This window comes from Neoroseomonas oryzicola (genome assembly GCF_012163135.1).
Classification (GTDB): Bacteria; Pseudomonadota; Alphaproteobacteria; order Acetobacterales; family Acetobacteraceae; genus Neoroseomonas; species Neoroseomonas oryzicola.
Genome location: NZ_JAAVUP010000002.1, coordinates 741,123 through 758,727, shown reverse-complemented (window position 1 = coordinate 758,727; position 17,605 = coordinate 741,123). Strand labels below are relative to the sequence as shown.

16 protein-coding genes are annotated in these 17,605 nt (G+C 72.6%); 11 read left to right on the top strand and 5 right to left on the bottom strand.

Features of this window, described 5'->3' with window-relative positions:
* Positions 1 to 115: 115 nt before the first annotated feature.
* The 3 genes from GWK15_RS10105 to GWK15_RS10095 are packed head-to-tail and all read left to right on the top strand — an operon-like array spanning position 116 to position 4,594.
* A complete protein-coding gene (locus tag GWK15_RS10105) occupies positions 116 to 2,008 on the top strand; it encodes a peptidylprolyl isomerase (protein ID WP_168041155.1) in 1,893 nt (630 codons plus the stop codon).
* On the top strand, positions 2,005 to 3,519 hold the full coding sequence (gene trpE, locus GWK15_RS10100; protein ID WP_168041154.1) for an anthranilate synthase component I: 1,515 nt from the start codon (positions 2,005 to 2,007) through the stop codon (positions 3,517 to 3,519). Before GWK15_RS10105 ends, trpE begins: the two co-directional genes overlap by 4 nt.
* Entirely contained in the window at positions 3,506 to 4,594 is a 1,089-nt protein-coding gene (locus tag GWK15_RS10095; RefSeq protein WP_168041153.1) for a glycosyltransferase family 9 protein, read from the top strand. The genes trpE and GWK15_RS10095 overlap by 14 nt, the downstream gene beginning before the upstream one ends.
* 15 nt (positions 4,595 to 4,609) lie before the next feature.
* Here the strand turns inward: GWK15_RS10095 and GWK15_RS10090 are convergent, their stop codons facing one another.
* Genes GWK15_RS10090 through GWK15_RS10080 form a run of 3 tightly spaced genes read right to left on the bottom strand, consistent with a single transcriptional unit; the run spans position 4,610 to position 6,959 of the window.
* Positions 4,610 to 4,807, bottom strand: coding sequence for a hypothetical protein (locus GWK15_RS10090; protein WP_168041152.1), 198 nt, complete (start codon positions 4,805 to 4,807; stop codon positions 4,610 to 4,612).
* Entirely contained in the window at positions 4,807 to 6,009 is a 1,203-nt protein-coding gene (locus GWK15_RS10085; RefSeq protein ID WP_168041151.1) for a mandelate racemase/muconate lactonizing enzyme family protein, read from the bottom strand. The genes GWK15_RS10090 and GWK15_RS10085 overlap by 1 nt, the downstream gene beginning before the upstream one ends.
* Positions 6,006 to 6,959 (bottom strand): Bug family tripartite tricarboxylate transporter substrate binding protein, encoded by a 954-nt coding sequence (locus GWK15_RS10080; protein ID WP_245211517.1) that lies wholly within the window; start codon positions 6,957 to 6,959, stop codon positions 6,006 to 6,008. The genes GWK15_RS10085 and GWK15_RS10080 overlap by 4 nt, the downstream gene beginning before the upstream one ends.
* Positions 6,960 to 7,069: 110 nt before the next feature.
* On the opposite strand from GWK15_RS10080, the gene GWK15_RS10075 reads away from it, so the two are divergent.
* The 5 genes from GWK15_RS10075 to GWK15_RS10055 are packed head-to-tail and all read left to right on the top strand — an operon-like array spanning position 7,070 to position 11,226.
* Positions 7,070 to 7,669, top strand: a complete 600-nt coding sequence (locus tag GWK15_RS10075) for an anthranilate synthase component II (RefSeq protein ID WP_168041149.1) — start codon at positions 7,070 to 7,072, stop codon at positions 7,667 to 7,669.
* 5 nt (positions 7,670 to 7,674) lie between these two features.
* Complete coding sequence (gene trpD / locus GWK15_RS10070; protein WP_168041148.1) at positions 7,675 to 8,700, top strand: anthranilate phosphoribosyltransferase; 1,026 nt, start codon at positions 7,675 to 7,677, stop codon at positions 8,698 to 8,700.
* Positions 8,697 to 9,536 carry an indole-3-glycerol phosphate synthase TrpC gene (trpC, locus tag GWK15_RS10065; RefSeq protein WP_245211516.1) on the top strand — a complete coding sequence of 280 codons (840 nt, stop codon included), beginning with the start codon at positions 8,697 to 8,699 and terminating at the stop codon, positions 9,534 to 9,536. Before trpD ends, trpC begins: the two co-directional genes overlap by 4 nt.
* A gap of 12 nt (positions 9,537 to 9,548) precedes the next feature.
* Positions 9,549 to 10,019, top strand: coding sequence for a cyclic pyranopterin monophosphate synthase MoaC (gene moaC, locus GWK15_RS10060; protein ID WP_168041147.1), 471 nt, complete (start codon positions 9,549 to 9,551; stop codon positions 10,017 to 10,019).
* Positions 10,009 to 11,226 carry a molybdopterin molybdotransferase MoeA gene (locus GWK15_RS10055; protein ID WP_338147225.1) on the top strand — a complete coding sequence of 406 codons (1,218 nt, stop codon included), beginning with the start codon at positions 10,009 to 10,011 and terminating at the stop codon, positions 11,224 to 11,226. The genes moaC and GWK15_RS10055 overlap by 11 nt, the downstream gene beginning before the upstream one ends.
* Here the strand turns inward: GWK15_RS10055 and GWK15_RS10050 are convergent.
* Complete coding sequence (locus GWK15_RS10050) at positions 11,223 to 12,545, bottom strand: peptidase C69 family protein (RefSeq protein WP_168041145.1); 1,323 nt, start codon at positions 12,543 to 12,545, stop codon at positions 11,223 to 11,225. The genes GWK15_RS10055 and GWK15_RS10050 overlap by 4 nt on opposite strands.
* A 55-nt stretch (positions 12,546 to 12,600) precedes the next feature.
* Here GWK15_RS10050 and GWK15_RS10045 point away from each other — a divergent pair, with 55 nt between their 5' ends.
* Positions 12,601 to 14,205 carry a GMC family oxidoreductase gene (locus GWK15_RS10045; RefSeq protein ID WP_168041144.1) on the top strand — a complete coding sequence of 535 codons (1,605 nt, stop codon included), beginning with the start codon at positions 12,601 to 12,603 and terminating at the stop codon, positions 14,203 to 14,205.
* 17 nt (positions 14,206 to 14,222) lie between these two features.
* Positions 14,223 to 15,815 carry an ABC transporter substrate-binding protein gene (locus GWK15_RS10040; protein ID WP_168041143.1) on the top strand — a complete coding sequence of 531 codons (1,593 nt, stop codon included), beginning with the start codon at positions 14,223 to 14,225 and terminating at the stop codon, positions 15,813 to 15,815.
* A gap of 3 nt (positions 15,816 to 15,818) precedes the next feature.
* On the opposite strand, the gene GWK15_RS10035 is transcribed toward GWK15_RS10040, so the two are convergent.
* Entirely contained in the window at positions 15,819 to 16,682 is an 864-nt protein-coding gene (locus tag GWK15_RS10035) for a glycosyltransferase family 2 protein (RefSeq protein WP_168041142.1), read from the bottom strand.
* Positions 16,683 to 16,879: 197 nt separating this feature from the next.
* Between GWK15_RS10035 and lexA the strand changes: the two genes are divergently transcribed.
* The gene (gene lexA / locus GWK15_RS10030; protein ID WP_168041141.1) at positions 16,880 to 17,602 is read left to right on the top strand and encodes a transcriptional repressor LexA; all 723 of its coding nucleotides are present in this window, start codon (positions 16,880 to 16,882) and stop codon (positions 17,600 to 17,602) included.
* The last annotated feature ends 3 nt before the right edge of the window (positions 17,603 to 17,605 follow it).

Genomic DNA, 17,605 nt, shown 5'->3' with positions numbered 1-17,605 from the left:
CGGGGCGAGGTAACGGAAATGCGCCCGGGCTCCAACCCGGACGGGGGTGCGCGCCGGGGCCCACATTCCGCCCAGCCCCTTCCGCCGCCGCGCCCCGGGCGGTAAGGACGCGCCCATGCTCACCGCGCTCCGCCGCCTCGCCGGCACCTGGCCCGCCAGGATCCTCTTCATCATCCTCGTCTTCTCCTTCGCGATCTGGGGGGTGGGCGACGTGGTGCGGAACTTCGGCGTCGAGACCGCCGTCGCGACCGTCGGCGGCGAGAAGATCGAACTGCCGGAGGCCCAGGCCGCCGCGCGGCGGGAGATGGCGCGCATCGCCCGCCAGCTCGGCAACCGCTTCGAGCCGGACGACAACATCCGCCGCGCCGTCGCCGCGACCGCGATCGAGCAGCTGATCTCCGACCGCGCGCTGCGCGTGGAGGCCCGCCGCCTCGGTCTCGTCGCCCCGCCCGAGACGGTGCGCGACGCGGTCTTCGCCATCCCCGGCCTGCGCGGGCCGGACGGCTCCTTCTCCCGCGCCACGCTGGACACGCTGCTGCGCCAGAACGAGCTCAGCGAGCCGCAGTTCCTCAACGTCATCGCCGGCGACATCCTGCGCCAGCAGCTCGCCGGCGCGGTCCGTTCGGGGGCCGCCGGCCCCGACGCCATCACTGCCCCGCTGCTCGCCTGGCTGATGGAACGCCGCATCGCCGAGGTGGTGAACATCCCCCTCGCCTCGATCCCCGAGCCCGAGGCGCCGACCGAGGCGCAGCTGCGCCGGTACCAGGAGAACAACCCGCAGCGCTTCTCGACCCCGGAATACCGGGAGGTCTCGATCGCCGTCGTCTCCCCCGCCGGCCTGTCGCGCGAGATCGAGGTCTCCGACGCCGAGCTCCAGCAGGCCTACGAGCAGCGCCGCAACCAGTTCGAGACCGGCGAGCGTCGCGCCCTGCGCCAGGCCGTGCTGCCGACCGAGGAGGCCGCCCGCACCCTCGCGACCACCTGGCGCGACGGTGCCGATTTCGCGGCGATCGAGCAGGCGGCGAGCGCGGCCGGCGGCAGCGCCGCCGACCTCGGGCTGCTCGACCGCGGCACCATGCCGCTTCCGAACGTGGCCGAGGCCGCCTTCACCGCGGCCGAGGGCGCGGTCACCGACCCCGTCCAGAGCCCCTTCGGATGGCACGTGCTGAAGGTGGATCGCATCGAACCCGCCACCAGCCGTTCCTTCGCCGAGGTGCGCGACCAGCTCCGCCAGGAGGTCGCGCATGACCGCGCCCTCGACCTCGCCTACGAACGCGCGAACCGGATCGAGGACGCGCTGGCCGGCGGCGAGCCCCTCGACGCCGTCGCCCGGCGCCTGGGTGCCGACGTGACCACGGCGACCATCGATTCCTCCGGCCGCTCGCCCGCCAACGAACGCGTCGCGCTGCCGGTCGGCGACACCGAGCGCGAGGCGCTGCTGCGCGCGGTCTTCGCCGCCCGCCAGGGCGATCCCGCCCGCATGACCGAGATGGGCGACGCCTTCGTCGCCATCGACCTGCGCGCCGTCACCCCGCCCGCGCTCCGCCCCTTCGAGAGCGTGGAGAACGAGGTGCGCATCGCCTTCCTTTCGGACGCTCGCCGCCGTGCGGCGGAGGAGAAGGCGGCCGGGCTGCTCGCCGCCATCCGCGGCGGCAAGACCATGGCCCAGGCCGCCGAGGAAGCCGGGCTGACGCCCCAGCGGATCGGCCCCTTCGGCCGCAACCCGCAGGCCGCGGCCGGCATCCCGCCGGAACTGATCGCCCCGCTGTTCGAGGCGAAGGCCAACGAGCCCACCATGGTCGAGACGCGGACCGGCTTCGCGGTCGCGCAGGTGGTCCAGGTGGTGCCCTTCGACCCCGCGAGCGATCCGCTCGGCCTCGGCCGCCTGCGCAGCGAGGTCGAGCAGTCGATGCAGAACGAGCTCGAGGAACAGTTCGCCATCGCGCTGCGCAACCGTGCCGGCGTACAGGTCAACCGCACCCTGCTCGAACAGGTCACCGGCCGATGAACGACGCCTCCTTCGCCGCCTTCCGCAATGCACTCGCGGCCGGGCGCGGCACCATCGTGGTGCGCGAGCGCGTGGCCGACCTCGACACCCCCGTCGGCGCCTTCCTGAAGCTGACGGGCGGCGCGCAGCCCAATGCCTTCCTGCTGGAATCGATCGAAGGGGGTGCGGCGCGCGGCCGCTATTCGGCGATCGGCCTCGCACCCGACCTGGTCTGGCGCTGCCGCGGCGGCAAGGCGGAGATCAACCGCCATGCGCTGTCCGCCCCGCACGGCTTCGCCCCCGAGGATGGGCCGGCGCTCGAGAGCCTGCGCCGGCTGATCAACGAATGCCGGATGCCGGTGCCGCCCGGCCTGCCGCCGATGGCCGCGGGGCTGTTCGGCTACCTCGGCTACGACATGGTGCGGCTGATCGAGCGGCTGCCCGAGACCAATCCCGACGTGCTCGGCATCCCCGACGCGGTGATGACGCGCCCGACCATCATGGCCGTCTTCGACCATGTGCGGGACACGCTGACGCTCTGCGCCCCGGTCTGGCCCGGCAGCGACCCGGCCACGGCGTGGGAGGCGGCCAATGCCCGGCTCGACGAGGCCGAGGCCGCGCTCGACCGCCCGGTGCCGCGCCCGGCGCCGCCCGCCGCCCTGCCCGCCCAGCCCGCACCCGAGAGCAACTTCACCGAGGCCGGCTACATCGCCGCGGTGGAGAAGGCGAAGGAGTACATCCGCGCCGGCGACGCCTTCCAGATCGTGCCCTCGCAGCGCTTCTCGGCCCCCTTCGCCCTGCCGCCCTTCGCGCTGTATCGCGCGCTGCGGCGGATCAACCCCGCGCCCTTCCTGGTGTTCGGGGATTTCGGCGGCTTCTCGGTGGTCGCGGCGAGCCCGGAGATCCTGGTCCGCTGCCGCGACAACACGGTGACCGTCCGCCCGCTGGCCGGCACGCGCCGCCGAGGTGCCACGCCCGAGGAGGACCGCGCGCTCGAGGCCGAACTGCTGGCCGATCCGAAGGAACGCGCCGAGCACCTGATGCTGCTCGACCTCGGCCGCAACGATGTCGGCCGCGTCGCCGCGATCGGCACGGTGAAGGTCACGGCACAGTTCCAGGTCGAGCGCTATTCGCAGGTCATGCACATCGGGTCCGAGGTGCAGGGGCGGTTGCGCGAGGGGCTCGACGCGCTCGACGCCTATTGCGCGGGCTTCCCGGCCGGCACGCTGACCGGCGCGCCCAAGATCCGGGCGATGGAGATCATCGAGGAGCTCGAGCCCTCGCGGCGTGGCCTCTATGCCGGCGGCATCGGCTATTTCGGCGCTGATGGCGGCATGGACACCTGCATCGCGCTGCGCACGGCGCTGGTGAAGGACGGCGTGATGTACGTCCAGGCCGGCGCCGGCGTCGTCGCCGATTCCAACCCCAAGGCCGAATACGAGGAAACCGTGCAGAAGGCGCGCGCCCTGTTCCGTGCCGCCGAGGAGGCCGTGCGCTTCGCCGCCGACCGCCGCAAGCGTGGCAACGCCTGATCTCGACCCAATCCTGAGGCTGATCGAGGACGCCCGCGACTCGGGGCGCTTCCTTGAAGCCGCCGCGGCGCTGCGCACGCTGCGCGGCCTGGCACCGGAGGATACCGGGGTGCAGATCGCCCTCGCCCGGGCCTGCTTCTGTGCCGGCCTGTGGAACGAGGGCTGGGACGCCTACGAGGTCCGCTTCCGCCTGATGCCGGAGGCGTATCCGCAGGTCATGCGCCAAGGCGCCCATGGTCCGGAGCCAGTGCCCCCCTGGCGCGGCGGCAAGGTGCCGCCGGCGCTGCTGGTGATGGGCGAGCAGGGCCTCGGTGACACCATCCAGTTCGCGCGCTACCTGCCGCTGCTGCGCGAACGCGGCGCCCGCGTTCATGCCGTGCTGGATCCCCGCCTGCATCGCCTGCTCGCCCCGCTCTGCGAAGGGATCGACCTGCGTTCCTCCGCCGAGGGTGATGGGGTCGCGGTCAGCGCCTGGCTGCCACTGCTGAACCTGCCGCGTGCCCTCGGACTCTGGCCCCAGCAGTTCCGGGGGCGGATCCCATACCTGACCGCGGAGCCCGACCGGGTCGCGCGCTGGCGCCAGCGCATCGGAACGGAGGGCTATCGCGTCGGCATCGTCTGGCAGGGCAACCCGGCCGCGCCCGTCGACCCGTACCGCTCGGCGCCGCTTGCAGCCTTCGCACCGCTCGCCGGGATGCAGGGCGTGCGGCTGATCTCGCTGCAGAAGGGCCCGGGGGAGGAGCAGGAGGCGCCCTTCCCGCTCGACCGCCTCGGCCCGGAACTCGACAACGGGCCGGACTGGTTCCTCGATACCGCAGCGGCGATCGAGGCGCTCGACCTCGTGGTCAGCGTCGATACCGCCGTCGTCCACCTCGCGGGGGCGCTCGGCAAGCCGGCGCTGATGCTGGCCCATGGGCGGCATACCGACTGGCGCTGGCTGCAGGGACGCGAGGATACGGTCTGGTACCCGACCCTTCGCCTGGTTCGTTGCCCTGGGGACGGCGCGGACTGGCGCCAGGCCGCCGCGCGCGCAGCCTTCCTCATCCGGACGGGCGACCTGCCGGCGCCGGCCTGAAAGGCCGCCCTGGCCTTAGCGGTAGAGGATCATCAGCCCGTCATAGAGCGAGGCGCCGGCCCAGGCCGCGGTCGCGATCACGGCGAGCCAGACCAGGACCGCGCCCACCCTCGCCACGGCGCCGCCGCCGTAGCGGCGCAGCGCCAGGCCGAGCAGCACCAGGGCGAGGAACCCGCCCGCGAGGTGCCAGGACAGCAGCGGCAGGACGTCCATCACCGGCGGCTCTCCCGCACGATCGCATCCTCCCGCTGCGCGACGCCCGGCAGCAGCGCGGCGCCGAGGCCAGGGCCTTCCATCGGCAGCACCCAGCCGCGATCCACCTTCGGCAAGGCGGTGACGAGGTCGCGATACCAGCTCGCAAGCGTCGCCCGCACCACTTCCTGGAACATCGCCGTCGGCGCGTGCATCGCGAGGTGGACCGAGGCGATCAGCGTGACCGGCCCCGTGCAGTCATGCGGCGCGACCGGCCGCGCCCAGGCCTCGGCCAGCGCGGCGATCTTGCGCGCCTCGGTCAGCCCGCCGCACCAGGCGAGGTCGAGCATGACGATGTCCGTGGCGCCTGCGATCAGCAGGTCGCGGAAGGCGACCTTGCCGCCCAGCGTCTCGCTCGCGCAGATCGGCACGCGCACGGATCGCCGCAACTCGGCCAGCGAGGCCGCGTCGTCCATCTTGGCCAGCGGGTCCTCGGCCCAGGTGATGCCGTAATCCTCGAGCGCGCGGCAGATCGACAGCGCCGCCGGGTAGGACCACAGGCTGTGCAGTTCCGCCATGATCTCCATCCGGTCGCCCACGGCGCGGCGGATCTTGGCGAAGGGCTCGAGCCCCGCCTTGAGGTCGCTCAAGGTGATGGACACGCCCTGCGTCGCCGGTGCGTAGATGTCGAAGGGCCAGATCTTCATGGCGTTGAAGCCTTCCGAGAGGAGGCTTTCCGCCAGCACGCCGGCGTCGCGCATGAAGGCGACCTGGTCGTCGTAGGGACCGCGCGATTCGTCCGCGGCGCCGATGTCGCGGCGCTGCGCGGACTTCGTGTTGTAGTCGTAGCCGGCGCAGGTGTTGTAGCTGCGCACGCGATCCCGCGCCTTGCCGCCGAGCGCCTCGTGCACCGGAATTCCGTGGCGCTGGCCCTTGAGGTCCCACAGCGCGATGTCGATGGCCGAGGCCGCGCGGACCTCGGCGGACGACCCGCCGAAGCCGACATAGGGCGCGAGCAGCGCGCGGGAGAAGGCCTCGATGTCCCGTGAGTCCTTGCCCAGCAGCAGCGGCGCGGCGCTTTCGTGGATCACGGCCTCGACCGCCGCGGCGCCGCGGAAGGCCTCGCCGAGGCCGGTCAGGCCCTCATCCGTCGTGACCTCCACCCAGAGCAGGTTCGGCCTTTCGCCGATGCGGATGGTCCGGATGGACTGGATGCGGCTCATTCGGCCCGGATTCCCTGCTTGCGGACGACCTCGGCCCAGCGGGCGGCCTCGGCGCGGACATGGGCGCCCATCTGCTCGGGCGTGCCGCCGAGCGGCGCGGCGCCCAGTTCCGCCATGCGGGCACGCACGGCCGGGTCCTGCAGCGCCCGGCCGAAGGCGGCGTTGAGCGCGGCGACCGCGGCGGGCGGCGTGCGCGCCGGCGTCATGAAGCCGAACCAGGAATCGATCGCCATGCCTTGCACGCCCTGCTCGGCGAAGGTCGGGACATCCGGCAGTTCGGGGATGCGCGCGTCGCTCACGGCCGCAAGGGCCCGCACCGACCCGCTCCGGATATGCGGCAGGATCGAGGGCAGGTTGTCGAAGAAGACGTCGACCCGCCCGGCCACCAGGTCGGTGATGGCGGGGCCCGATCCGCGATAGGGGACGTGGGTCATCTCGATGCCCGTGATGCTCCGCAGCAGTTCCGGCCCGAGATGGTTCGACGCCCCGACGCCGGAGGAGGCGAAGGTCAGCCGGTCCCGACGCGCCAGCGCGAGGAACTCCTGCACGTTCTGCGCCGGAAGGTCACGCCGGACGGTCATCACGTTGCGGACAGCGCCCGTCAGGATCACAGGCGCGAAGTCGCGGAGCAGGTCGTAGCCCGGGTTGGCGTAGAGCGCCGGATTGGCGCCGCATGGCCCGAAGGCGCATTGCACCAGCGTCGTCCCGTCGGCCGCCGCGCGCGCCGCCTCGGCCATGCCGATGTTGCCGCCGGCGCCGCCGCGGTTCTCGACCACCGCGCCGCGCGGCAGATGCGGCCCGGCGGCCTCGGCCAGCAGGCGGGCGACGATGTCGCTGGTGCCGCCCGGGGTGAAGGGGACGATGATCCGCACCGGGCGGTCCGGCAGGTCCGCCGCCCGCGCCGCCCCCGGCAGCAGCAGGGCGAGGGCAAGGAACGCTCGCTTCATCATCACTTGGCCGTCCTCCTTCATTCTTCGCCGCAAGGCCGGGCGGGGCCGGGAACCCACCGCCACGCGGCGGCCTTGATTCCCCGCCCGGTCGGGTCCAAGGATCGTCCGCCATGATCCTGCTGATCGACAACTACGACAGTTTCACCTTCAACCTCTTCCACTTCCTGGGCGACCTCGGCGCCCGGGTCGAGGTGCGCCGGAACGACGCGATCGATCCGCAGGGCGTGCTCGCGATGAAGCCGGAGGCGGTGGTGCTGTCGCCCGGCCCCTGCACGCCGAACGAGGCGGGCATCTGCCTGCCGCTGATCTCGCTGGCGGCCGAGGTCCGGCTGCCGCTGCTCGGCGTCTGCCTCGGCCACCAGGCGATCGGCCAGGCCTTCGGCGGCAAGGTGGTCCGCGCGCCCGAACCGGTGCACGGGAAGGTGTGGCAGGTCCATCACGACGGTCGGGACGTCTTCGCCGGCCTGCCCTCGCCCTTCGCCGCGACGCGCTACCATTCCCTGATCGTCGAGCGGGAGAGCCTCCCCGACTGCCTCGACGTCACCGCCTGGACCGAGGACGGCATCGTCATGGGGCTGCGGCACCGCGAGCTGCCGATCTCGGGCGTGCAGTTCCATCCGGAGAGCATCGCCTCCGCCCATGGCCACGACCTGCTGCGGAACTTCCTGACGCTCGCGGGTGCCACGATGGCGGCCCCCGTCGCGGCCTGACGGCGATGTCGCTCAAACCGATCCTGGCGCGTCTCGCCGCCGCGGAGCGCCTGAACGAGGCTGCCTCCGAGGAAGCCTTCGGCATCATCATGGAGGGCGAGGCGACGCCCGCGCAGATCGCCGGCCTGCTGATGGCGATGCGCGTGCGCGGGGAAACCGTCGCCGAGATGACCGGCGCGGTGCGCGCCATGCGCGCCCGCATGACCGCGATCGAAGCCCCCGCGGATGCGATCGACATCGTCGGCACCGGCGGGGATGCGGCGGGCACGCTCAACATCTCGACCACCACGGCGATGGTCGTCGCAGGCTGCGGCGTGCCGGTCGCCAAGCACGGCAACCGCGCGCTGTCGTCGAAGTCCGGTGCGGCGGATGCGATCGCGGCGCTGGGCATCTCCCTCGACGTGCCGATCGAACGCCTGTCCGGCGTGCTGAGGGACACCGGGATGGTGTTCCTGATGGCGCCGCGCCACCACGCCTCGATGCGCCATGCCGCCGGCCCTCGGGTCGAGCTCGGCACGCGGACCATCTTCAACCTGCTCGGGCCGCTCGCGAACCCCGCGCGGGTCAGGCGCCAGATGACCGGCGCCTTCGCCGCCGAATGGCTGCGCCCGATGGCCGAGACGCTCGCGCGCCTCGGCACCGAGCGCGCCTGGCTGGTGCATGGCCAGGGCCTCGATGAACTCACCCTCGCGGGGGAAAGCCACGTCGTCTCGCTCGAGGCCGACGGCACCTTCCGCGAATTCACCGTCGCCCCCGAGGATGCCGGCCTGCCGCGCGCCACGGCCGAGGCGCTGAAGGGCGGCGACCCGGCGCAGAACGCCATGGCGCTGGAAGCCCTGCTGAACGGCGCGCCCGGCGCCTATCGCGACGTGGTGCTGCTGAACGCGGCCGCGGCGCTGATCGTCGCCGGCCGTGCCCATGACCTGCGCGAGGGGGCCGCCATCGCCGCCCGCGCCATCGACGAAGGAGCGGCGCTCGGCGTATTGACGCGCCTCCGCGCCGCCTGCCCCCCCAAGGACGCCGCCGCATGAACGCGCCCCACATCATGACCGCCCCGGCCGACGCCACCTCGGTGCCGGACGTCCTGGTCCGCATCCTCGCCGACAAGGAGAAGGAGGTCGCCGAGCGCATGGCCGCGACCTCCCAGTCCGAGATCGAGCGGGCCGCGGCCCATGCGCCGGCCGTGCGCGACTTCGTCGGCGCTCTGTGCCACCGCATCGGCGAAGGCCGCACCGGCCTGATCGCCGAGATCAAGCGCGCCTCGCCCTCGGGCGGGCTGATCCGCGATCCGTTCGACCCGCCGGCCCTCGCCAAGGCGTACGAGGAAGGCGGCGCCGCCTGCCTGTCGATCCTGACCGACGCGCCCTATTTCCAGGGCAAGCGCGAGGACCTCGAGGCCGCGCGGGCCGCTTGCGCCCTGCCGGTGCTGCGCAAGGACTTCATGATCCACCCCTGGCAGGTCTTCGAGGCCCGGGCGATGGGCGCGGACTGCATCCTGCTGATCATGGCCGCGCTGTCGGACGACATGGCGACGGAACTGCTCGGCATCGCCCGTTCGCTCGACATGTCGGTGCTGGTCGAGGTGCACGACAAGCGCGAGCTCGACCGCGCGCTCGGCCTGAACACGCGGCTGATCGGCATCAACAACCGCAACCTGCGCACGCTGCAGACCGACATCGCGACGACCGAGGAACTGGCCCCGCTGGTGCCCGCCGACCGCCTGCCGGTCGCCGAGAGCGGCATCCGCACCGCGGCCGATGTCCGCCGCATGGCGGCCGCCGGCGCGCATTGCATCCTGGTCGGCGAGCACCTGATGCGGCAGGCCGACGTCGCTGCCGCGGCGCGCGAGCTTGTCGACGCACGCTGAGGGACCGGCGCCATGGCGCTGACCCATTTCGACGCGGCCGGACGGGCCGCGATGGTGGATGTCTCGGCCAAGGACGAGACCTCCCGCACCGCGACCGCGCGTGGGCGCATCGTCATGCAGCCCACGACGCTCGCGCTGATCCGGGAAGGCCGGGCGGGCAAGGGCGACGTGCTCGGCATCGCGCGCATCGCGGGCATCATGGCGGCGAAGAAGACATCGGAGCTCATCCCGCTCTGCCATCCGCTGATGATCTCGAAGGTGACGGTCGACCTCGAGCCCGAGGGCGAGGACGCGGTCGCGATCGAGGCGACGGTGAAGCTGTCCGGCCGGACGGGCGTGGAGATGGAGGCGCTGACCGCCGTCACCGTCGCGGCGCTGACCGTCTACGACATGGTCAAGGCCGTCGACCGGTCCATGCGCATCGAGGATGTCCGCCTGGTGCACAAGGCCGGCGGCAAGTCGGGCGAGTTCCGTGGCGAGTGACCTCCTCCCCGTCGAGGAGGCCCGCGCGCGCATCCTCGCCGCGCTGACGCCGACCGCGGCCGAGACCGTCGCGCTGCCCGAGGCCGCGGGCCGCGTGCTGGCAAGCCCCGTCGTCGCGCGGCTGACCCAGCCGCCGGCGGATGTCTCGGCGATGGACGGCTATGCGGTGCGGGTGGCCGATGCGGTCGAGGGCGCGACGCTATCCATGATCGGGTCGGCCCCGGCCGGGCGCCCCTTCGCGAGCGAGGTCGGTCCCGGCCAGGCGGTGCGCATCTTCACCGGCGGCTTCGTGCCCGCCGGCGCCGACGCGATCCTGCTGCAGGAGGACGCGACCGCGGACGGCGCCACGGTCCGCGTGAACGAGACCGTGAAGGCCGGCCGCTGGATCCGCCGCCGCGGCCTCGACTTCGCCGAGGGGCACGAGGTCCTGCCCGCCGGGCGGAAGCTGACGGCGCGCGACATCGGCCTCGCCGCGGCATCGAACAATCCGTGGCTCGCCGTGCACCGCCGCCCTCGCATCGGCATCCTCGCGACCGGGGACGAAATCGCGCTGCCGGGCGACCCGATCCCGCCGGGGGGCATCGTCTCCTCCAACGCGCATGCGCTCGCCGCGCTGGTGAAGGGCGCCGGCGGCGATCCGGTCGTGCTACCGATCGCGCCCGACGACACGCATGCCATCGCCGAGGTCGCCGGCACCGCCCATGCCTTCGACCTGCTGGTCACCACCGGCGGCGCGAGCGTGGGCGAGCACGACCTGATCCAGAAGGCGCTGGGCGGGGAAGGCTTCGAACTCGGCTTCTGGAAGATCGCGATGCGGCCGGGCAAGCCGCTGATCTGGGGCAGGCTGGGCCGAACGCCCGTGCTGGGACTGCCGGGGAACCCGGTCTCGGCCATGGTCTGCGGCGTGGTCTTCCTGATCCCGGCCATCGCGCGGCTGTCCGGCCTGCCGGGGGATCCGCCGCCGACGCGGCGGCTCATCACGGCCGTGCCGATTGCGGAGAACGACCGGCGCGCAGATCACCTGCGGTCCGCGATCTCCTACGATTCCGAAGGGCGGATGCGCGTCACGCCGGCCGCGGTGCAGGATTCCTCCATGCTCGCGACGCTGGCGCGCGCCGATGCGCTGGTGCTGCGCGCGCCCTTCGCCCGCGCCCTGCCGGCAGGGGCGGAGGTCGAGGCGATCCTCCTCGCCGATCTCGGCGTCTAGGCGGCGCGCGGCGCCCGCCGCGTCGGCGCGGCCGCCAGGCGGTCGTGCTGAGCCCAGGATTCGACGAATTCCGCGGTAAGGCCCGGCTTCGGGCGCGCATCGGCCCAGCGGCGCTCGATAGCGTCGGCCTCGGCCCAGCAGGCGGCGACGGCCGCGGCGGGATCGCCGCCGGGGCGCAGCGCTTCCTCGATGCGCGCGGCGAAGCGGGCTTCGGTCGCGTCGCGGTCCTCGGCATGGCCAGCGAGCCAGGCGGCGAAGTCGCCGGTCACCGCCGCGCGGTGGATCGCCTCATGCTGCCACCAGCGCGTCGTGGGATCGGCCTGGTCGCTCGGCGGCGGGCCCATGGCAGGCAGCGGCAGGCCGGCGACGAGCGGCCGGAACAGCGCCGTGCAGGGCGCGGAGGCCGCCGTCATCCAATGCACCGCGCGCCCGTCAGCGCGCAGGTCGGACACCAGCGATCCCACCGTCTGCCCGCGGCGCTCATTGTCCAGCGCATGCATGCAGATGGTGCGCCCGGCCGTATCGACCGGATGCCAGTGCAGGCCTGCATCGGCGCCGTGGTCGCGCAGCGTGCGCATCATGTCGGCGATGGTCAGCGCGCCCGACCGCGCGGAGAGCAACGTCGTCGCGCGGTCGCAGCGGAGCCGCCCGCGCGCGACCGCGTCGCGCGCCTCGTCCAGGAAGCGTCCCGCCATGTCCAGCGCCTGCGGCGCCGCGACGCCGGCGAGGGCCAGCAGCGACGGGCTGGCGCGATCCGCGGCGCCGATCGACAGCGCGTTAGAGATGGCGCGCAGGCCGCGCACCTGTTCCACGGCCCAGTGCCGGCCCATGGTCTCGAGCACGAAGGCCTCGCGCCGGTCCGCGACGATGAAGCCGTTGTCGTAGAAATGCTCGTTCAGGTGACCGCAATCGCCGCCCTGCCCGTGCGCTTCCAGCAGCGTGACGATGACCTCGACCGCCTCGGCGGCCGTGGCCCCGCGCTCGAGGCCGAGGCGCAGCAGGTCCATCCCGATCAGCGCCGGCGTGCGCGAGGGCGGGACGGTGCCGAACACGGCCTCATTGCCGATGACGACGCCGTGCTCGTTCGCGCCCATCTCCGCGCCCCAGCACCAGAAGGGGCGCGAGAGCAGCACCGCGTGGGTCTCGCCCGCCTGCGGGATGTCGATGTAGGTGCAGCGCAGGAGCGCCCCCGGCGCGTGCGTCGCGCGCGGATGCCATTCGACGGCCTGCGCCTCGTTGCGCTCGCGGTCGCTGTTCTTCGCGAAGAGCACGCCGCCCGCCGCCGTCGCCGGCGGCAGCGCCACCATCGTGTCGCACATCGCGCACCTCCGCCGCGATCTTCCCAGGTCCCGGAGGCCATGCCAACGTCAGGCCATGCCAAGTGAGACGATCGAGGCCGACTACGTCGTCGTCGGCGCCGGCAGCGCGGGCTGCGTCCTGGCCTCGCGGCTGTCGGAACAGCACGGCGTCTCGGTGCTGCTCGTCGAAGCCGGCACGCGCGAACGCATCGGCCTCACGCGGATGCCCGCAGCGCTGATGCGCACGATCGGGAATCCACGCTACGATTGGGGCTATCGCTCCGAGCCCGATCCCACGCGCAACGGCCTGGTCGAGGACTGGCCGCGCGGCAAGGTGCCGGGCGGGTCGTCCGCCATCAACGGCATGATCTTCATCCGCGGCGCGGCAGCGGATTACGACGCGTGGGAATCGCTCGGCTGCGCCGGCTGGGGCTGGCGCGACGTGCTGCCGCTGTTCCGCCGGATGGAGACCGCGGATGCGCCGGACAATGCGACGCGCGGTGGCATGGGGCCGCAGCGCGTCTCGGCGCTGGCCTGGCGGCATCCGGTCTCGGCCGACTTCATCGCGAGCGGCGTCGCCGCCGGCATCCCGGCGAATGACGATTTGAACGGCGCATCCCACGAAGGCATCGCCTGGAACCAGGGATCGACGCGCAACGGTCTGCGCCATTCGGCCTGGGACGCCTTCATCCGGCCGAACCTGGCGCGGCCGAACCTGCGCACCATGGACGGCGTGCTGGTCCGGCGCGTCACCTTCGACGGGCGCCGCGCGACCGGCCTCGCCGCCACGCGCGACGGCACGGCGCTGACGATCCGCGCGCGGCGCGAGGTGATCCTCACCGCCGGCGCGATCAACTCGCCGCAGCTGCTGATGCTCTCGGGCATCGGCGACGCGAGCGACCTCGCCGCGCATGGCATCGCGACGGTGGCCGACAGCCCCGAGGTCGGGCGCAACCTGATGGAGCACCCCGGCCTCTACGTGCAGGCCGAGCTCACCGTGCCGACCGTGAACGCCGAGGCCGCGCCGCTGCGCGCCGCCTGGCAGTTCCTGCGTTGGGCGGCAGGGCTTCCTTCCCCCTTCGGCGTCCCGACCGCGCAGGTGCTCGCCTTCCTGCGCAGCCAGCCAGCGGCGGCGGAACCGGACCTGCAGTTCCACCTGTTTCCCTATGGCTCGATGCTGAAGGACGGCAAGCGGATCATCCCGCGCCGCAACCTCGCGACCATCCTGGTGAACGTGAACCATCCGCGCTCGCGCGGGCGCCTCGCGCTGCGCTCGGCCGATCCGGCGGCACCCATCGCGATCCATCCGCGGCTGCTCGACGACGAGCAGGATGTCGAGACGCTGCTGCGCGGCCTCGGCTGGGTGCGGCGCATGGCGACGACGCCGCCCTTCGGGACGACGGTGAAGGAACTGATCGGCGTGCCGCCGGCGAATGCGGGGCGCGAGGCAGACATCGCCTTCCTGCGCTCCGCCGCGCGGCCCTTCTACCACCCGGCCGGCACCTGCCGCATGGGCGCCGATGCCCGCGCCGTCGTGGCACCCGACCTGCGCGTGAACGGCGTCGCGGCGCTGCGCGTCGCCGATATCTCGATCTTCCCGCGCCACATCGCGGGCAACACCAACGCCACCGCGCTGATGATCGGCGAGAAGGCCGCCGAGCTCATCACGCAGGCCCCCTGAGCGAAGGAGAAACGGACATGATCGCAACCTGGACACGCCGCGCCGCGCTGGCCGCGGCGATCGCATTGCCGGCAGCGGGGACGCAGGCGCAGGTGCCCGCGGGCCAGCAGCCCGCCAGCCAGATCACCGCCGTGATGCAGGCCGATGTGCGGATCATGGATCCGCATGTCTCGACCGTCTACATCACGCGCAACTTCGCCTACATGATCTGGGACACGCTGTTCGCGATGGACAGCGAGGGCAACATCCGCCCGCAGATGGTGGACAGCCACACCGTCTCGGACGACCGGATGACCTGGACCTTCACGCTGCGCGAAGGCCTGAAGTTCCATGACGGCCAGCCCGTCACCTCGGCCGACGTCATCGCGAGCCTGCGGCGCTGGGGTCCGGGCGACGGGCTCGGGCGGCACCTGATGGCGGCCACCGCGTCGATGGACGTGGTCGACGCACGCACCTTCCGCATCGTGCTGAACCGGCCCTTCGGCCTGGTGCTCGATGCGCTCGGCAAGCCGTCCTCGCTGGTGCCGGCGATCATGCCGGAACGCCTCGCGCAGCGGCCGCGCACGGAACAGAACAGCGAGCTGATCGGCTCCGGCCCCTTCGTGTTCCGGCGCGACCTGTCGGTCTCCGGCGCGACGCAGGTCTTCGACCGCTTCCGCGACTACCGCCCGCGCAACGAGCCCGCGAACTTCCTCTCGGGTGGCAAGCACGTGCATGTGGACCGCGTGATCTGGCGCGTCATCCCCGATGCCGCGACGGCCGCCAATGCGCTGACGACCGGCGAGGTCGACTTCATCGAGATGCCGGCCTTCGACCTGCTGCCGCTGCTGCGCCGCAACCGCAACGTGACGGTGGTGCCGCTCGCGGGTCCGTCCATGTGGCAGGGCTTCGTGCGTGTGAACTCCGCGGCCGGTCCCTTCGCCGATCCGGCTGTGCGGCGCGTGCTGATGATGGCGGTCGACCAGTCCCAGGGCCCGCAGGCGCTGGGTGCGACGGGCGATCTCTCCATCCCGCAATGCCTGACCTTCTGGATGTGCGGCGGCGCGCTCGAGACCACTGCCGGCAGCGAGATCGCCGCGCGGCCCGACGTTGCCCGCGCGCGCGAGGCGCTGCGCCAGACCAACTACCGCGGCGAGCCAGTCATCATCATGCAGGCGACCGACATCGACGCCCCGCGCGTCGGCAGCGAGGTCGTCGCCGCCCGCCTGCGGGAGGTCGGCTTCAACGTCGAGATGCAGGCGATGGACTGGGGCACGGTGGTCGCGCGCCGCGCGCGGCGCGATGCATCGTGGTCGCTGTTCGGCGTCCATGCGCAGGGCTTCGACCTGGCCTCGCCCCTCACGCATTTCTACATCGGCACCAATTGCCAGGACTTCCCCGGCTGGCATTGCGACGAACGCCTGACGCCGCTGCTGGAACGCTTCCCGCAGGCCGCGTCGCTCGAGGAACGGCGCGCCATCGCCGCCGACATCCAGCGCATCGCCTATGAGATCGTGCCGGCGGTGGTCTGGGGCCAGTTCAGCCAGCCGATCGCCTATCGCTCGAACCTCGAGGGCGTGATCCCCTCGGGCATCCCGGTGTTCTGGAACATCCGCCGCACCGGGCGCTGAAGGTCAGACGCGGAGGCCCGGCCCCTCGGCCTCCGCATCCCCCGTGGAGGGCCGCCCGTCGGGACCGGCCTTCCCCGCAGGGCGGCCGAGATAATCCGCGACGACGCGGTGATAGTCGCCCAGCCCCGGCCGCGTCCCGATCACCCGGTTCATCGCCCGCCAGCGCCGCAGCACCCTCGCCGCCGCCCCGGCATGGCTGCCGAAGCCGAAGCCGTCGGCCCGGATCGCGGCGAGCGCACGGGCGTACTCGGCATCGAAGCGTTCCCAGGGCGTGTCCGTCGCTTGGCCCAGCCGCAGCTGGTAGCGATAGGCGAGCGCGGCGGCGACCGGCACCTCGCCGCCTGCCGCCGCCAGGGCTCGCAGGTCGAACAGCACGTCGTCGATCAGCCGGAAGTCCGAGAAGGGCTGCACCAGGTCGCGCCGCGCGATGAGGTGGAGGGAGGAGAAGGCCTCCCGCCAAGCCGCGAAGCCGAAGGTGGCGATGCCCGCAGGCGGCATGCGCCGGACCTCGGCGCCCGCGGGATCGCGCACGATGCTCGGCACCGCCACCGCCCCGGCCTGGCGCGCCAGGACCAGCACCTGCGCGATGCCATCCGGCGGGCCTTCCAGCGCGTCGTCGCCGTCGAGGATCATCACGAAGGCGCCGGTCGCGACCGCAAGCCCCCGGTTCCGCGCGGCATGGGCGCCGCTGCGGACCGGCCCGACCGCGGTGAAGCGCAGCCGGGGATCCAGCGGCAGCAGCGGGGCGTAGTCGGTGCCGTCATCCGAGGCGATGACGACCTCGACCGACGCCCCCCCGGCCCGGTCCAGCACCGAGGCGACGGCCGCCGGCACCATCGCCTGCAGGCGGTGCGCGGCAATGATCAAGGATAAATCGGCACAGGACATTCCCCGCGAATACCCACAGGCGCGGCGAGACGCAAAGCCGTACCCCGCAACCTGTCCACAGGTCTTCCACATCCGAATGCAATTGACTGTGACTTCGGAACCTTTCTAGAACGCGATATCAGTTGCCGGTTTGTTCCGCCCGATTCGCGCGGCCGGCCGGAGGAGGAGGGGGCTGGATGCTCACGCGGAAGCAGCACGAGCTGCTGATATTCATCGACCGCCATCTGCGTGAGACGGGCTTCTCCCCGTCCTTCGAGGAAATGAAGGCCGCGCTCGCGCTCAAGTCGAAGTCGGGCATCCACCGGCTGATCACGGCGCTCGAGGAACGCGGCTTCCTGCGCCGCCGCGCCCATCGCGCCCGCGCGCTCGAAGTCATCCGCCTGCCGGAGAATCTCGCGCCCAAGCCCGCCCGCGCCGCGCCCAGGGCGCCCGAGGCGCCGCTCGGCCCCAATGTCATCCGCGGCCCCTTCGCCGCCACCGTCGCCCCGCGCCCCGCGCCCGAGACGAACGACAACGCCGCGGTCACGCTGCCGCTCTATGGCCGCATCGCCGCCGGCGTGCCGATCGAGGCGCTGCGCGACAACGGCGCCAGCGTCGACGTGCCGGCCGCGTTGATCGGCAGCGGCGACCACTACGCGCTCGAGGTCGCGGGCGATTCGATGATCGACGCAGGTATCCTCGACGGCGACACGGTCATCATCAACCGCGCCGACACGGCCGAGAACGGTGCCATCGTCGTCGCCCTGGTCGACGAGAACGAGGTGACGCTGAAGCGCCTGCGCCGGCGCGGCAATTCCATCGCCCTCGAACCGGCCAATCCGCGGCACGAGACCCGCATCTTCGGCCCCGACCGGGTGAAGGTGCAGGGCCGCCTGGTGGGGCTGCTGCGCCGCTACTGAGGC

Bases quoted from the DNA above. Each gene is read 5' to 3' on its own strand.
- GWK15_RS10105 (WP_168041155.1), top strand. From the start codon at position 116: ATGCTCACCGCGCTCCGCCGCCTCGCCGGCACCTGGCCCGCCAGGATC.
- trpE (WP_168041154.1), top strand. From the start codon at position 2,005: ATGAACGACGCCTCCTTCGCCGCCTTCCGCAATGCACTCGCGGCCGGG.
- GWK15_RS10090 (WP_168041152.1), bottom strand. From the start codon at position 4,807: ATGGACGTCCTGCCGCTGCTGTCCTGGCACCTCGCGGGCGGGTTCCTC.
- GWK15_RS10085 (WP_168041151.1), bottom strand. From the start codon at position 6,009: ATGAGCCGCATCCAGTCCATCCGGACCATCCGCATCGGCGAAAGGCCG.
- GWK15_RS10080 (WP_245211517.1), bottom strand. From the start codon at position 6,959: ATGATGAAGCGAGCGTTCCTTGCCCTCGCCCTGCTGCTGCCGGGGGCG.
- GWK15_RS10075 (WP_168041149.1), top strand. From the start codon at position 7,070: ATGATCCTGCTGATCGACAACTACGACAGTTTCACCTTCAACCTCTTC.
- trpD (WP_168041148.1), top strand. From the start codon at position 7,675: ATGTCGCTCAAACCGATCCTGGCGCGTCTCGCCGCCGCGGAGCGCCTG.
- trpC (WP_245211516.1), top strand. From the start codon at position 8,697: ATGAACGCGCCCCACATCATGACCGCCCCGGCCGACGCCACCTCGGTG.
- moaC (WP_168041147.1), top strand. From the start codon at position 9,549: ATGGCGCTGACCCATTTCGACGCGGCCGGACGGGCCGCGATGGTGGAT.
- GWK15_RS10050 (WP_168041145.1), bottom strand. From the start codon at position 12,545: ATGTGCGACACGATGGTGGCGCTGCCGCCGGCGACGGCGGCGGGCGGC.
- GWK15_RS10045 (WP_168041144.1), top strand. From the start codon at position 12,601: ATGCCAAGTGAGACGATCGAGGCCGACTACGTCGTCGTCGGCGCCGGC.
- GWK15_RS10040 (WP_168041143.1), top strand. From the start codon at position 14,223: ATGATCGCAACCTGGACACGCCGCGCCGCGCTGGCCGCGGCGATCGCA.
- lexA (WP_168041141.1), top strand. From the start codon at position 16,880: ATGCTCACGCGGAAGCAGCACGAGCTGCTGATATTCATCGACCGCCAT.